At 34.0% G+C, this 16,003-nt stretch carries 16 protein-coding genes; 4 read left to right on the top strand and 12 right to left on the bottom strand.

The genetic code is table 11. The features are described from left to right. Positions 1-99: 99 nt before the first annotated feature. The 5 genes from WQ54_RS15820 to WQ54_RS15800 form a co-directional block, all read right to left on the bottom strand. The gene (locus tag WQ54_RS15820) at positions 100-1,161 is read right to left on the bottom strand and encodes an NAD(P)/FAD-dependent oxidoreductase (protein WP_046585327.1); all 1,062 of its coding nucleotides are present in this window, start codon (positions 1,159-1,161) and stop codon (positions 100-102) included. A gap of 74 nt (positions 1,162-1,235) precedes the next feature. Beyond that, positions 1,236-1,520 (bottom strand): helix-turn-helix transcriptional regulator, encoded by a 285-nt coding sequence (locus WQ54_RS15815; protein ID WP_156177981.1) that lies wholly within the window; start codon positions 1,518-1,520, stop codon positions 1,236-1,238. Positions 1,521-1,669: 149 nt separating this feature from the next. Beyond that, a complete protein-coding gene (gene arsC / locus WQ54_RS15810; protein ID WP_046585323.1) occupies positions 1,670-2,089 on the bottom strand; it encodes an arsenate reductase (thioredoxin) in 420 nt (139 codons plus the stop codon). Positions 2,090-2,114: 25 nt separating this feature from the next. Beyond that, positions 2,115-3,413 carry an arsenic transporter gene (locus WQ54_RS15805; RefSeq protein WP_046585321.1) on the bottom strand — a complete coding sequence of 433 codons (1,299 nt, stop codon included), beginning with the start codon at positions 3,411-3,413 and terminating at the stop codon, positions 2,115-2,117. A gap of 15 nt (positions 3,414-3,428) precedes the next feature. Beyond that, a complete protein-coding gene (locus WQ54_RS15800; protein ID WP_046585319.1) occupies positions 3,429-3,773 on the bottom strand; it encodes a metalloregulator ArsR/SmtB family transcription factor in 345 nt (114 codons plus the stop codon). A gap of 1,222 nt (positions 3,774-4,995) precedes the next feature. Here WQ54_RS15800 and WQ54_RS15795 point away from each other — a divergent pair. From WQ54_RS15795 to WQ54_RS33675, 3 genes are all read left to right on the top strand, one after another. After that, entirely contained in the window at positions 4,996-5,835 is an 840-nt protein-coding gene (locus WQ54_RS15795) for an STAS domain-containing protein (protein ID WP_046585317.1), read from the top strand. A 148-nt stretch (positions 5,836-5,983) separates the two neighbouring features. After that, a complete protein-coding gene (locus WQ54_RS15790; protein WP_046585315.1) occupies positions 5,984-6,190 on the top strand; it encodes a hypothetical protein in 207 nt (68 codons plus the stop codon). Positions 6,191-6,278: 88 nt separating this feature from the next. After that, a complete protein-coding gene (locus WQ54_RS33675) occupies positions 6,279-6,428 on the top strand; it encodes a hypothetical protein (protein WP_156177980.1) in 150 nt (49 codons plus the stop codon). On the opposite strand, the gene WQ54_RS15785 is transcribed toward WQ54_RS33675, so the two are convergent. The 5 genes from WQ54_RS15785 to WQ54_RS15765 all read right to left on the bottom strand — a co-directional run bounded on the left by WQ54_RS15785 (position 6,425) and on the right by WQ54_RS15765 (position 13,133). Then, positions 6,425-7,009 (bottom strand): hypothetical protein, encoded by a 585-nt coding sequence (locus WQ54_RS15785; protein ID WP_046585314.1) that lies wholly within the window; start codon positions 7,007-7,009, stop codon positions 6,425-6,427. The genes WQ54_RS33675 and WQ54_RS15785 overlap by 4 nt on opposite strands. 50 nt (positions 7,010-7,059) lie before the next feature. After that, on the bottom strand, positions 7,060-8,082 hold the full coding sequence (locus WQ54_RS15780) for a DUF3231 family protein (RefSeq protein WP_046585312.1): 1,023 nt from the start codon (positions 8,080-8,082) through the stop codon (positions 7,060-7,062). A 329-nt stretch (positions 8,083-8,411) separates the two neighbouring features. After that, positions 8,412-9,416 (bottom strand): DUF3231 family protein, encoded by a 1,005-nt coding sequence (locus WQ54_RS15775; protein ID WP_046585310.1) that lies wholly within the window; start codon positions 9,414-9,416, stop codon positions 8,412-8,414. Between the two features lie 252 nt (positions 9,417-9,668). Beyond that, a complete protein-coding gene (locus tag WQ54_RS15770; RefSeq protein WP_052737820.1) occupies positions 9,669-10,229 on the bottom strand; it encodes a CBO0543 family protein in 561 nt (186 codons plus the stop codon). A 264-nt stretch (positions 10,230-10,493) separates the two neighbouring features. Further along, on the bottom strand, positions 10,494-13,133 hold the full coding sequence (locus tag WQ54_RS15765) for a peptidase G2 autoproteolytic cleavage domain-containing protein (protein ID WP_231597546.1): 2,640 nt from the start codon (positions 13,131-13,133) through the stop codon (positions 10,494-10,496). 1,210 nt (positions 13,134-14,343) lie between these two features. Between WQ54_RS15765 and WQ54_RS15755 the strand changes: the two genes are divergently transcribed. Further along, positions 14,344-14,661 carry a helix-turn-helix domain-containing protein gene (locus tag WQ54_RS15755; protein WP_046585309.1) on the top strand — a complete coding sequence of 106 codons (318 nt, stop codon included), beginning with the start codon at positions 14,344-14,346 and terminating at the stop codon, positions 14,659-14,661. Positions 14,662-14,858: 197 nt separating this feature from the next. Here WQ54_RS15755 and WQ54_RS15750 read toward each other — a convergent pair whose 3' ends face one another. After that, the gene (locus WQ54_RS15750) at positions 14,859-15,062 is read right to left on the bottom strand and encodes a hypothetical protein (protein WP_046585307.1); all 204 of its coding nucleotides are present in this window, start codon (positions 15,060-15,062) and stop codon (positions 14,859-14,861) included. 178 nt (positions 15,063-15,240) lie between these two features. Then, complete coding sequence (locus tag WQ54_RS15745) at positions 15,241-15,996, bottom strand: N-acetylmuramoyl-L-alanine amidase (protein WP_052737819.1); 756 nt, start codon at positions 15,994-15,996, stop codon at positions 15,241-15,243. Positions 15,997-16,003 lie beyond the last annotated feature (7 nt).

Here is a 16,003-nt window from a genome sequence, read left to right as displayed (position 1 = left end):
TCTCTTTAATAAGAGACCTTTTATATTGTAATAGCATTAACATTGTGAATTGTTTTGTTATCCAACAGTTAAAATAGTGATTGTCTATAAATATGATCTTTATTTTGATTCAAAATACTTTAAATAATAGCCTATTTTTTTTACAACATATTTTGCATCAGACCCTACACCTCGAATGGTTGCTGAAGAAAATGATCGCTGACCTGAAAGTCCAACATAATATAAACCATCGATTGTGGAACTTAATCCTTTATCCTGTCTCGGGGAATTGTATTTATCTATCGTATTTTTTAGAGGTATTAAATAGTGCATATTATATATATAACCAGTTGCATAAATGACAGTGTTTACTTGTTCTTCATTTCCCTTACTCCAAACAACGCCCCCTTCTGTATATTTTGTAAACATTCTTCTGCTATCTGGCGTTTTCTTTACAATCGCTTCTTTATAAATTCCTGTATCCATAATTGATACCTTTGAAGCAAACTTTCTTCCATAAAAAAGAGTATCAACACCAGTTAATTTTAACCAAAAGTGAATGTCTTTTCCGAGTAATCTTTGTGGTGTAAAAGAAAGAGGTTTTCTTGAAGCAATTGTTACATTTGCCACTTTTGCTAACTCATAGGCAATTTGTATAGCAGAATTTCCACCACCAACCACAACTACTCTTTGATTTTTATATTCGTCTACGTTTTTATATTGACTGGAGTGTATGATATTACCCTTAAAATATTCACTTCCTTCTATTGCTGGTAGATTGGGATTGGCAAAAGCTCCTGTTGCTGAAATAACTGTTTTTGAATAATATACACTTTTTAAGGTTTCGATCTCAAATAAATCTCCAACCTTACGAACTACTGTAACTTTTTCTCCAGTACGAATGTTTAAATTAAAATGTTTAGCATATTCTTTGAGGTATGAAATAACTTCTTCCTTGGTAGGATAACGACTTTCATTTCCAGGGAATCGTAATCCTGGAAGGGAGGAATAACATGCAGGAGAAAATAAGGTTAGGCTATCATAATATTTTGACCATGATTCAGTAGTTTGATTTTCACCTTCAAGGACGAGGTATTTTATTCCGTTTTGATTTAAGTGATAAGCCGCTGCTAACCCTGACTGACCAGCTCCAATCATAATACTATCAAATACATCTTTCATGGTTTACACCCCTTGTCATATCGTTATTTAACGATATGTTTTTTAAAAAAAGAACATATAGATACTTCTACATGTCATTTGCAGCAATCAGTCAATAATTTATTTAAATTTTGTAATTGCATCATAATGCTATCTTTGTCAGTTGTGTAAAATACTTCTTTTCCTGCTTTTCGTGAAGACAGAAGCCCAGCTTTTCTTAAAATAGTTAATTGCTCGGAGGCCGTGGATTGACTAATATTCACTAGTTCAGAAACTTGATTAACCGTTACTTCATTTTTATCAAGAAATAAAAACATAATTTCCTGTCTCTTTTCACTAGCTAGTGCTTTAAGGAATAGATGGATTTCTTCATTAATCAAGACCTTTTCTCCTTTTGCCTGTCTACATATCGTTATTTAACGATATTTTTAAACCTATATTATTCTATTCAAAATTTATTGTCAATTAATAAAATAAGCATTAGGTAAAGAGAAAGCCAAAAGGGGGTCTCACGGCTTTTATTTTTTAATTATTCACCAGTCTTATCAAAACTTTCAATTCTTTCCCCGATTTCATCACGAACACGTTGGAAGAATGCCCATTTTTCTTCTTCTGTTCCTTCTGCCTTTGCTGGATCATCAAAGCCCCAGTGCACACGTTTGATATGTGGAGGAGTTACTGGGCATTTATCTGCTGCATGACCGCAAAGTGTTACAATTAAATCAGCATTATTTAATATTTCAGGATCAATCACATCTGATGTTTGATTTGAAATGTCAATTCCAGCATCTTTCATAGCTTTTACTGCATTAGGATTTAAACCATGAGCTTCTAAGCCAGCACTTTTAACTTCCCATTCATCACTTAAGTGTTTTTTTGCCCAGCCTTCGGCCATTTGGCTCCTGCAAGAATTACCAGTACATAAGAAGTAGATTGTTTTTTTAGACATTGTAATAGCTCCTTTATAAGTAAGATTAGTGGATGATAAGTAACCAAATATATAGACCAACAAGTGTAATAAACAATGTTGGGATGGTTAAGATAATTCCAGTTTTAAAATATGTGCCCCATGAAATTTTTACACCCTTTAGTGATAAAACATGAAGCCATAATAAGGTGGCTAAAGAACCGATTGGTGTAATTTTTGGTCCCAAATCTGAACCAATTACATTTGCATAGATAAGAGCCTCTCTGATCGCACCTGTTGTATTAGTATCAGAAATAGCCAATGCATCGATCATAACGGTTGGCATATTATTCATGATCGAAGATAAAATTGCTGCGATAAAGCCCATTCCAACCGTTGCTGCAAATAAGCCCTGATCAGCGGTTACTTGGATTAAATCAGCTAACACATTTGTTAAGCCAACGTTTCGTAAACTATAAACCACTACATACATTCCGATTGAGAAAAAGACAATAGCCCAAGGTGCACCTTTGACTACAGTTCTAGTGTTAACTGCAGGACTCCTTTTTGCCATGAATAAAAAGAAGATAGCAACAATTCCTGCGATGATGGAAACAGGTATTCCAATGAACTCAGATGCAAAATATCCAACTAGTAATATCACCAAAACAACCCAAGACAATTTGAACATTTTTTCATCTCGAATAGCTTCAACTGGTCTTTTTAATTGAGATAGATCGTAGTTTCTTGGAATGCTTTTACGGAAAAAAAGAAATAAAACCAAGATGCTTGCACCTAAAGAGAAAAAGTTAGGTATGATCATCCTAGATGCGAACTCTACAAACCTAATGCCAAAAAAGTCAGCAGACACGATGTTAACTAAGTTACTTACTACTAATGGCAGTGAAGTGGTATCAGCAATAAATCCACTAGCAATAATAAATGGAAAGACCATTTTCTCACTAAATTTTAAATTTCTTACCATTGCTAAAACAATTGGTGTAAGTATTAAAGCAGCTCCATCATTCGCGAAGAATGCAGCAACAATGGCTCCAAGTATACTTACATAAACAAACATTATAATACCGTTTCCTTTGGCTGCTCTAGCCATATGTAAAGCAGACCATTCAAAAAAGCCAATTTCATCTAAGATTAGAGAAATAATGATGATTGCAATAAATGCCAAAGTAGCGTTCCAAACAATAGATGTTACATCTATGACATCTTTAAAATCAACTACACCTACTAATAGAGCTAAAATTGCTCCGCCACATGCAGACCACCCAATGGAAAGACCCTTTGGCTGCCATATGACCAAGGTAAGTGTGATTAAAAAGATGACTGATGCCAAAATTACTGATGTCATTTTTTAAATCCTCCGTTATTCACACGAAATTCTTAAACCTTGTTCTTCAAGTTCTTTAATTCGATAATCTTGGTTTGGAAGATGCTGTAGCAAGTCTTGGACAAATGGATAAAAATCACTATTTTTATTTAATGAATAGATAATCCACTGACCTCTTCTTGTTTCTTTAACAATTCCTGCATCTTTTAATTTACGGAGATGTTGACTAATCGCAGGCTGACTTGCTTTAAAAATTTCAACAAACTCACAAACACAGCAATCATTTTTATCCAACATTTTTACCATAGTTAACCTTGTTTTATCGCCTAAAAGTTTTAGAATTACTGCAGCTTTTTCTATTTCAATAATAGCTTTTATCACTTTTTAAACACCTCCTAAGTTCCCCAAGGTTATCTGCATATTTGTATATAATAATTCGCTTATATAATAATTTACTTATACTTAGTTTTCAAGTGTAATTTTGTAAAGTTTATGTAAAGATATAATTTTCAATTAGCCTAATTCAACTATATGTCTTGTCTGGTAAAAAGGAGCTTGCATTTTTAAAATAAGTCTAATTCTTACTTATTTAATATAGAGTTTATAGTTGTCTCCTATAATTAAATCTGTACTATAAGGAAGATTTACTCCCTAATACCTGGATTACATAATACTTCTTAAACTAACGCGTATTCGGTTATTAAAATGCAGAAAAATCCAGAAGAGTAAAAAAAGTGACCTACAAATATGTAAATAGACCAAATAGTACCTTGCTGTAATTGACTAAATATATATTCAAATTCATTCATTCCTTCTCCTCTTCCAATACAACCTAAAAAATTTATTATGGGTACAGTAAACAAAAAAAGATGGAGATAAAGGACAGTATTATATTTTTTTTCGAATAAAGTTAAATATTACAGTTCCTAATGTTATAAACAATATTAGGTAATAAATAACCCAAAACCAAGCCAATTATAAAAAAATGTGAAATTTCTTAATAATAGGGTGTTTCATATCATCACAAATAGGGTATGGTAGCGATGGACCTATATATATTCGGGTTAATCAGTTCTAAAAGCTGGAGCTGCCGGCTGAACAGGGAGTTGATTCAGTTTCATTCCGCAAACTGGTAATTCCATTTGGTTTAATATTAGATACAATACCCCTATGTGTGACACCATATATTATAATGTAATATGGACCTGTAACCTGTATGTCCTCGGGATATGCCCTTGTTATGTCTATATACTTGGGCCTATGTGGTCAACCGGAAGCCAACGTGTAGTAGGTTTTAATAGTGGTTTTGTTTTTTTATATTTTCCAGTAGGATCATTTGGAGACAAAAGATAAATTATTTTTGTTTTTATTTGGTTATGGAATTAATTATTACGATAAGAATTGCATTTGCTATAAACAATGATTAAAGTGAACGCTCCATTCTTTTTTAACAGCTATTTTTTATAATGAATTGAATTCAAAAATGCTTTACTTTGGAAAAATGTTAAAACAGATGGGGATATCTTTAACAAATAAAGAATTATAGTAAAAAGGCTATTCTCTCGTGAATACAATTCAAGATAAAATAAACGAGGAGATTTCAATGGATACGACTTTTAGCAAAAAAGAGAAAATCAATGATTTTATTATTGAAAACAGACATATTTTTCAAAATAAACTATTATCAGAGGCCGTTACTGTAGCACCCAAAATTAATGAAATTTTACAAAAGGGTAATATTAATCTTTTGGAAAATGCTGAAAAGCTTTCCCTCTATGTCGTAGAGAATAAAGAAGACCAACTAATTAAGTTTGCTCAACAAGAAGGAATCATCTGGGCAAAGCATGCTTTAACCCTCGCCCTTAAATTGGAGTGGGTACAGGTAATAAGACGAACTATATGGCATTTTCTCTATCATTTTGACGAGCTAAATGGTAATTCAAGAAACCGAGATGATTTTTTTGAACTTGAGAAGATGATTAATAACAGACTCGACAAATTTATAAACAATTTTTTCATTAGCTATTCAAATTACAAGGATGATTTAATTAAATCGCAAAGGAAATTAGTTGAGCATCTATCTGTTCCAATCATTCCAGTTAGCAAATCTGTTGCTGTTTTGCCATTAATTGGAATGATCGATGGATATCGTATAAAGATTATTGAAGAAAAAGCATTAATCGAGATATCAAATTTAAGGATTCAACGATTGATTATGGATATGTCGGGAATAGCCGATATGGAAATAGATGTCATAGACCACTTCATAAAGGTATTAAATGCCATTTCGATGATGGGATGTAAACCAATCCTTACAGGGCTACGTCCCGAACTAGTAAGGAAAATGGTCCATGCAGGAATATCCTTTGAAGAGAAAGCAGAAACAAAAGGTACATTACAACAAACATTATGGGAGTATTTATCCAAGGATCAACCTTACTAAACTATATTCTCATTAATAAATTTTGCCGGCAAATAAGTTATGATAACCCTCAACTTTCAAAGTGGGGGTTTTGTGCTTTAATTATATAATTACAATTGAAAATAAGAACATTTGTTCTTATAATATTTTTTAAAGGAGAGTGATCTTTATGTATAGTGATCTTGAAAGGAAAATTTTCCGCATATATTTTAATACTTCAATACATGGTAAAAGCCCTACACTTAAAGAATTAATGAGATGGACAGGAAAATCGGAAGCAGCTGTAAGGGAAACTGTAAAGATACTTCTGGAAAAAGGATTTTTGGTTAAAGACAAGGACAACAATTTGATTGCAAATAGAATAAAAGTCAAATAATTACAAAATATCTACAATTAAATAATATTTAGTTTACCCTCTTATGATCTAATTTACTTGGACAAAATAATCATAGGAAGGTTTAATTATGGTAGATACAGTCTTAACTGAAGCTGAAGCAACCCTTATTTTAAAGCTTAATTTTGAAGAAAAAATGACTGTTGAAGAAATAGAGTGTGTTACTCCTTTTGATACCACTACATTAATTTTTATAATAGAAGAAACCTCATCTAATTAAGCCCCTTCATTAGGAAGGTTTGATTCCTTTTGAAAATGTACAAAAATATTGGTTATCCATTTTGATACCAACATCACAGTAAGCAATCCAAGAAATAAATATATATAATTTATCCCATTGTAAATTCGGAATAATCCCAAAGTGGATAAAAATGGTCTCCATAGAAAGGCTATAAAAACGCTAAGACTTACAGCATATATATAGTAATTTTTATTCCTGTTTAGCGTCCATTGATAAACTAGAATAAAGATTACTGGTGCAAAAGCTGCATCGATTGCAAAGCCCGGAAAGAATGGGACGATTTTATATGGAAACTTCCATAATCCATTTTCAATTGCCATATCATCAAAATAACTTAACCACATATGAATATTCATACCATAGAACCCAAGAAGTAATGCTTTTCTTTTATCAATTAACAAATAAAGAATAATCAAAGATAAAACAAATACAACTAACAAAAACCAAAATTGCCAAGTCTCCCAGCTTGAATAATGTTTCCAAAAATAAACCTGTGAATTAGTAAGCTTATCTGAATATTTTTCTATTTGTTCAAAATGCTCAATTTGCTCAGATGTCAAAGAAACCTCATCCTTCTATGATTATTATTAGTCCGTAGATAAAGCCTGTATTAAATATTGATATTTTTTTCCTTTGTAAGTTTGTTTTTATCCAAGGTGGTAGGTGGCTGTTCCATCCATTCATGCTTTATCATAATGTCTGCTCCATCTTTCGCATACTGAGCAATTTCAAGTGATAGGCGTTCATAATTTATTATAAGATCAGTTCTTTGACTTGCTGCTGCTGCTGTTGCATAATTACCTGTTCCGGCCGCACTCATGAACCCCATATGAAACATTGTCAGTTTATCTGAAAATGGGGGTGTTGTTGAATCGGTAATAGCAATATCAGATGAAACAGGTGATTGTATATCATTATTTAAAAGGGCTTTTGCAAACAATTGAGCATGTTTTTTTGAAATATCTCTTCCTCTTAACATCCATTTTTGAACAATTTCACTTGATGAGGTTTGAGCAAAACTAATCGAAAGTTTACTTCCTATTGTGTTCGTTTGAATATTCATGTATAAATGGGATATTTCAATAGCATTTAATGGTCGTTGTTTACTGAAAATAGAAGTACCACTTAAGTATTTTTTACTGTCTACATAGTCTGTTAGCGTCGGATAAGCTATATATGGGGCTCTAACAAACAACCCTTTTGATAGTAAAACCTTTGAACTTCTCTCAAATAATTCTGATGTTTCTATGAGAGCTTCTCTATAATAAGCTCTCATATCATCTCTAGCACTCATAGAGACAAATCCACTATAACCAAGTAGTCCAAGTTTTGCCATATGATTTATATAGATTAGCATAAAAGGGTCAGTATAAAGACGTGGGGCATTCATATTGACATCTTCATTTGTAAATCCTGTTGGTATTGGAATCTGCTCTTTATTGAAAATAGTCGTTAATTTTTCTAAATGAGTAGATGAAATATCATAAGCAAATTGAATAACAGACTTAATTTCGTTATCTCCTACATCTTTTAGGAAATAGTCTAAAACACATTTGGACATACTATCATTCATATAGCTAGTCCAAATACATGCTATTTCAGCTGAAGTTAGTTGAATATTATGTTCAGTCATATTATTTTAGTTACCTCCAAAGAATAAATTGGGATATAAATCTATTCTTTGCTATTATTTGGTAATTTATGAAAAAAACATTACCATAATTATGTAGTATATAAAAGTAAGATTCTTCGATAAGTTTTCTTCTCTGAATGTAGGTATTCATTCTTATCTTTTGAAGAACTCGATGTTAGTTACATACAATAAATATCCTTCTAACTTGTATTGTTTCACAGCATATATGGCAGGAATATTAATTATCGACTTAAAAAAATCTACTTTCAGCTAACGAAAAAAGATGAATCTCTACTTAATGTAATATTCGAAAACACTACCATCTGTGTTTAATTATTAGGTAATTCTTGCCGGTCATTTGCCTCTGGCAGTTTTTCGATCCATCCGTTTTCAATTATTATATTTCCCCAGTTTGGTACACCTTTCATAACCCTTAGAATTGCTGCCTCACATTGTCCGATTAAATCAGCTCTTAAACTTGAAACCAGAGCAGTACCGTAATATGAAATTGCTGAACCTTGTAAAAATCCCACACATATCATCATGAGTTTATCCGAGAAAGGTTGAATTGTGGAATTTGTAACTTCTTGGTCCAAAAGCTTTGGAAAATTAAGATGTTCTTCACGTAACAGTGAAGAAAAAATCCCAAAGTTTTTATTTGAAGTTTTTAAACTCTTTTCAAAATATTGACGAACATCTTTATTCTTTGCTACTTGACTAAATCCAAGTAAGACCGCTTTTACCAAACGGTTCTTTATTAAATTAAAGAAAATATTTCCAGCCTCAGCTGAATTCAAAGGTCTCTTTTTACCAATCACATCTAATACATAACCTACGTTTGTAATATATTCAACTGTTTGAGGGATAGAGAAATAAGGAGGTTTTTCATAAAGCCCTTTAGATAATAGAATGCCAACACACATTTTATATACTTCCATAGCATCAATATTACATTGATAATAATAATCCTGCATATCTTGGCGAATTGAGTTACCGAAAGAAAGGCTATAACCAGTTAAACCATTATGGGTCATTGTATGTAGGTAGTGTAACCAAAAAATATCTGCAAATAATGGGGGAGCTTCTAAGTTTACATCTTCTTCAGTAAGACCGTTTGGTACAGGGAAATTTTCTTTTTTGAGAATTTCTTTAATTTTAATTACATGTTTTTCGGATAATCCCATAGCAAATTCAAACAGCGACCGAACGTCAGAATCCTTAACAGTTGCTAACACATGTTTACTAATACAAATAGACAAGGTGTCCTGAATATATTGGGTGAATAAATTTGTAATTTCTGTGGATGTCAACCTACTGTTATTATTTGTGAACAACTTTAGTACCCCCCAAAGAATATAAACTTTCACATATTTTCCCTTAAATAACTGTTTATATGTAAAATCACCAGTTCCAAATCAATAGCATTGTATTCTTTTAACTCAGTTCTGAAATTTAATTTTTTATTAACCAGCAACCCAGGTGAAGAACATACTCTTAAACTAATCTGAGTATTTTAACACACAATAAACGTTGAAGTTAATGACAACTGAATTTTTAACCTTCATCACCATTACTTCTTTATATATTTATAATGGATCAAATGCTTTTGCTTTACTAATTCGATATGCTATTAAATAGATAACAATCCATATGGGAAAGGAATAAAAAACTTTCCATTTTACCGTAGTGTATAACCCTATCCACTCAAATAAAGGTTCACCAATAAAAGAAGTAAGTACGGCATAAAAAACAGCCTTAATGAATGGATTAATACTTGGCTTAAATTGCAACCAAAGCATCATTGATACTGGTATTAAAGAAAAGTCCCAAGGAAAAAACGACGGGATGGTTGGCAAGACTCTTCCAGAATAATGCCATAAACCAAATACAAGTCCTAAAAAGTCAAGCCAAGAAGCAATACATAACGTAAAACCTCCTGCAAAAAGCAATCTTGCCTCACTTCCACGTTTACGAATAAGTAACCACACCAACCATGGAATAATGGATAGAGCTACTGAAAACCAAAATTCCCAGTGCCATAACGTGTGCTCTTTCCAATAGGTAAAATAGTCCACTTCGACCTGATGAATTCTTTGAAAAAACTCTTCAGAATTCTTAATTTCTTCTTTACCAATTAAAGGCTTCATCTAATTCACCTTTCGATCAGATTACTACTAATATCCCCAAAGTATCTTCACCTATCCTTACCTTTAGTTTAAAGTTATCATAAACGAAACTAGCTCCTTACTCGTAACACCGTTGGTTAATTTGGTTAGACTGTTTACTGGAAAAAACAAACCAATCACATTTTTTTATTTGAGATAAGAAAAAATAGCCCTTCCATTGGAAGGGCATTTAACGGAGATTCTATAATTTTGCAAGTTTTTCTATTTAATTCAGGATAAGGCATCTTATTTAATCAACACTAATACTTGATTGGGTCCTGTACGTTTCATAACGCGGTAGCCTGTTTCTGCAGCTGTGGCAATACCTTCATCATTTGGTTTGCAATACCTACCTGGTTTACATGTGCCGTCGTCACGAACTAGAAGTTTTCCCAAAAGACCCACTGGAACCCATTCAGGTCTATGCAAACGTGGGATATACTCTTGTGAAGAGTCCCAATCTGGATTTAATATAGGTTCTGTTTTTGTAAATGAGGGTTGAAGTACATTTCCTTCATCGTCTTTCACTTCTGGAACAGTAACCTCATGATATTGGACCCTTCCCCATTCATCCTTCACAAAGAGATTGTGCCATCGTAAATCACTAGCATCTGCAATCATAGCTGGAGTTGCACTCACTACCCCAATAATATAACCATCATTTGCATTTGCTTTGCGTATTTTATTATCTTCTAAGGTGACAAAATAGCCGACGTCTATCGGGTTTCCATCAATTGTTTCAAACATTTCAGCATAATCGGCTGCAGCAGGAGACAATACAACACCGTCGAGATAAAGATTTCCTGTAAGCCCTTCGATCACCGCAGAGTTTAATGTTGGTCCAATTACAAGGCCATTTGCCAGATGCCAAGAAAAAGGGAATCGTGTAGTTCCATTTTGTCCCATTATGTGAGAACCTGTGTGAGTTACATCTACAATCGTAAGGAATCCCTCTGAATGGGAGAAGGTTGCTCTTGCTTGTGTATTAGATCCTTCGGCATGAGATGCAGTACCACTAGCGACTGTATTTCCACCTTCCGCATGAGAAAGACTTCCGCTAGCGATAGTATCTTGACCTTCTGCATGGGCAGCGAAAAATCCACTGGCTGTTGTCCTTAATCCTTCCGCATGAGATGCTCTTCCACTAGCCGTTGTTCCCTCACCTTCTGCATGAGCATTCGTTCCTTGTGTTGGATCTAATACATTTCCCGTTGTAGTTTGAAACCCCTCTGCATGAGAACTTTCTCCAAAGGCCCTGCTCCCATTTCCTTCGGCATGGGAAGTATTCCCCCTGGCGGTAGTACTCTGTCCTTCGGCATGGGAAGCATTTCCACTTGCACCGGTTGCAGATCCTTCCGTATGAGAAGCCACTCCACTAGCTACTGTATTGTTCCCTTCAGCGTGAGAACGAGATCCACTCGCAATTGTTCCTTGTCCTTCTGAATGGGCAGCAAAACCACTTGCAGTTGTACTTGACCCTTCCGCATGGGCATTCGTTCCTTGTGTTGGATCTAATGCATTTCCCGTTGTAGTTTGAAACCCCTCGGAATGCGAATTTTCCCCAAAGGCTCTGGTCCCATTTCCTTCGGCATGAGAGTTAGCTCCACTTGCAATTAAACTGAGCCCTTCTGCATGGGAAGAATCCCCACTGGCCTCGGTAGTTATTCCCTCCGTATGAGAAGCGACGCCACTGGCAAAAGTATTGATCCCTTCCGCATGAGAACGAGATCCACTCGAAATTGTTCCTTGTCCTTCTGCATGAGAGGCAATGCCAGAAGCAGTTGTACTAATACCTTCCGCATGAGCGGCAACTCCTGCGTTTGGATCTCCTAAAATTCCCGTCGTAGTGTCAAAACCTTCTGCATGCGAATTAGTTCCAATTGCAAGTGTATCTTGACCCTCGGCATGGGAATTATCTCCACTCGCTTCTGTATTTGCTCCTTCGGCATGGGAATTAGGTCCACTCGAAATTGTACTAAAACCTTCGGCATGAGAACTATCTCCACTTGCTATTGTATCCCTTCCCTCAGCATGAGATCGAGTTCCACTTGCAAACGTACCTTGACCTTCGGCATGGGAAAAATCACCACCTGCCTGTGTTCTATTACCTTCCGAATGCGATGCAATACCAATTGAAGAAGTAATATTTCCTTCTGAGTGAGATGCCCTACCACTGGAACTAGTATCTTCCCCTTCCGCGTGAGAGGCTTGCCCAACAGCTACAGTACTAAGGCCTTCAGCGTGCGAAAATGCCCCTTCTGCTTCTGTGCCAGGGGAAGAAGTAATATCTGAAGTCCCCCCTTCGGCATGGGATGCAAATCCCCTAGCAATCGTTCCTACTCCTTCCGCATGGGAACTGGATCCAATTGCCATATTTGGAGCTAGATTACCTAACGGATCTACTCCGCCACCTTCTACGTGAGAGGCCCTTCCACTCGCTATATTCCCTTCCCCTTCGGCATGTGCATTAATACCAGTAATAGTTGTTACTGTACTAAATCCCTCAGTATGAGAAGCTACTCCATTTGCAATGGTAGAGTCTCCCTCAGCATGAGAACAATCCCCAATGGCTTGAGTGTTACACCCCTCGGAATGTGCCCCACGTCCTTGTGCGGAAGTACTTTCTCCTTCAGCATGAGAGGCGAAGCCAGAGGCAGCTATAGCAGTTCCTTCTGCAACAGAACATCCATTGGCAGGATCAGTTCTAATACATGTAGTTCCTGGTGGCCCCTCAGGACCTGGAGGACCTGGAGGACCGGGAGGGCCTGGTGGACAATTGCACTTATGCTTTCGTTTTTTTATAAGTTTTAAAAAATGGGATAATGAGCATGTACACATAGGAAACAATGGACAACATTGTTTATGGTTCAGTTTGTGACCAATCATTTAATTCACTCACCTCAATAACAATTATCTATCCCATACTATGATTCTTATTAATAGATGATTGGACTAAAATGAATTTTATTGAAGGTCACTTCATTTATTTTCTTTTAAATAAGGGTTTTAATAAATACGCACTTACCCTTTAATAAAAAGGATAGTCTAGGTCTGGAATTGAGGGAGTATATTCGGTTGATTAAAGACGATATTGAGGATGGAAAGTATAATTAAAAAGTAAAAAGAGCTCCTGACAGGCTACTTACTTTATTTATGCATTTTAACTTTTTATTATCATTTCCTTTATTTTCAACCCATATAATAATACTAATTTATAGGGGGGGATTACATGAATAAAACAATTATAAAAAATACACAAACTATTTTAAAATTTTGTCCTCAGTGTAATAAAGAAAAACCGTATTTAATTAATTATGTTTCGGGTTCAGTATTATGTGTTAAATGTGGATATTTTCATTCAACTCAATATTAATGCTTACATAAACAAACTTATTATTGGTAAGTATTTTTCTCTTTTAATCATTTTTTTGAAAGAAAATAGTGAGAAAAGCTGGCATCCTGGTAAATCCCTATCATTTCTTATCAAGTTAAGAAAACTAGCTTTCCTAAACGAAAAGGTTAACCAGTAAAAACTGGTTAACCCTAATGTGACCTTATTAGTTTAGATTATTTGATAGAACGTTACTAGAAAATTCACCAATTGTACCAGTAGTTATACCAAGGTTCCTTTTTCTTATCTTTCTTCTAACAAGAAGCAAAACATTCTTTCTTCTTACTACTCCTACAGTCATCAGAATAATTTTTTAAACTCTATTCCATTTTACTTTCCTCCCTTTAGCATATATAAATTTTATTTATTCCACTTGATTGAACGAACATTCGTTCTTTAATATATCTTATAGGAGTGTGATTTTTATGTATAGTGATCTTGAATGGAAAATTTTTTGCATTTACTTTAATACATCATTACATGGTAAAAGTCCAACACTCAAAGAATAGATGCGGTTAACGGGAAAATCAGAATCAGAAGTGCGGAAACTGTGAAGATACTAATAGAAAATTTGGTTAAGGATAAGGAAAACAATTTAATTGCAAATAGAATAAAAATATAAAATTTACAATTCTTTACCTTTAACTAACACTTTCTTAACAATATTTCTATACTCTTAGAACAAAAAACTAAGAGGTGCAAGTCATGCATTCCGGTGAAAGACTTAAAGCAATCAGAATAGCAAGAGGGTTTACTCAAGCAGATGTTTCAAAAATGATCGATGTAGATAAAAATATTATTTCTAGAGCTGAAAGAAGTTCAAATGTTGGAAGTATATTATTGAGGAAACTTTGTATGGCTTATAATGTTTCATCTTCTTTTATATTGGAATTGGAAGACAATCAATTTGATTTAGAAACAAAATGGGCTATTTTAATTAAATTATGTAAAAGAAATAATATTTCTCCGAATGAGGCATGGAGAATTGTTAAAAGTCATGTAAATGAGATTGAAAATAAATAAAATAACCCTCTCTTTTAACAGGCGAGGGTTCTAATTGAAAAAAACTCTGCCTTGTTGGAGACAGAGCAATGACAGTTAAGAAAATTTCGACTAATCAAATATATTCTGGAGGTTATATCCGATTATGAACTATTTATTTACATAAATGTATTAAAATATACACATTATAATTGTTCATTTCTGAAAAATACTATTGATTAAATATTCACATATTTTTTCGCTTCTTTTTTATTTAATCCACGCTTTTTCATTTCCCATTTAATTAGAGATAAGTAATTTTTGATCTCCAAAATCTTATTAAGGTCAAAAAAAGAATTCCTTTGTTTATAGATTTTCAATTGTTTTTTATAATTAATGTAAAGAACTACTAATTCATTATTAGATATTGTACTTAGTTCCATATCAAATCACCTTACTCATTATGAGTGATTTGAAAAATAAATACAAGTATTAACCCATCCTTCATTCCAGTTTTTTACTTATATAATAATGAACACTAAATCACCCCTCACTTTTCCAAGGCGAGGGGCTTCTATGAGAACCAGGCATTACTGGTAATAATACATCATAATGTCCAAATTACAGAACTTTATACCACCAATTCCGCTTTTGTAACCAGGCTTCATATTCTTTACGATTTTCAGGCGATAACCCTCCGGATAATGCTGTAGGGTTTTCACCATCACTTTTGAATTGTACTTGCGCCCACCATTTTTTATCAATAAAGTAAGCTGCAATCTCTTTCACCATGTCTGCTGTCAATCCACCTGTTTGAATCTGCACACTTTCTTCTTGTTTTGGTTCAGGTAATTTCTTGCCTGAAATTATTTCAGCAATAGCTTTACAAATTTCATCGAACTTACTTTTGTAAAGTACAACATCTGCTTTTGAATCAACAAAACAAACTTCAATTAAGATTGCAGTTTTCTTTGTACCATTTAAGAACCCTAGGTTTGTACGTTTTTTTGCCCCACGGTTTTTTAATCCACTTGCTTTTGCAACTGCACTAGCTACTTTTTCAGCAATTTCCCTTCCACTTTCTGAAATATAAAGAACCTCCACACCTCGAGGATCATTCGTTTTACTTGCAGCATTAAGATGAATAGAAATATCTAAATCTCTGCTCTTAGTGTTGTGGTATCTTACAATGGTATGAATGTTTTCGCTTTGAGTTTTGGATGTATTATCGTGAAATTCATATACTGTACATCCTAATTCTTTTAAGTAATCTGCGACTTTACTAACTATTTTTCTCGCTTCTGTAACTTCATTAATATATGAATTAGCTCCACTTACATATTTACCATGGCCAGATGATATAACTAACTTCACCATTACTATC

Source organism: Bacillus sp. SA1-12, from assembly GCF_000981385.1.
Classification (GTDB): Bacteria; Bacillota; Bacilli; order Bacillales; family Bacillaceae; genus Metabacillus.
This window is presented reverse-complemented; position numbering and strand designations above follow the sequence as displayed.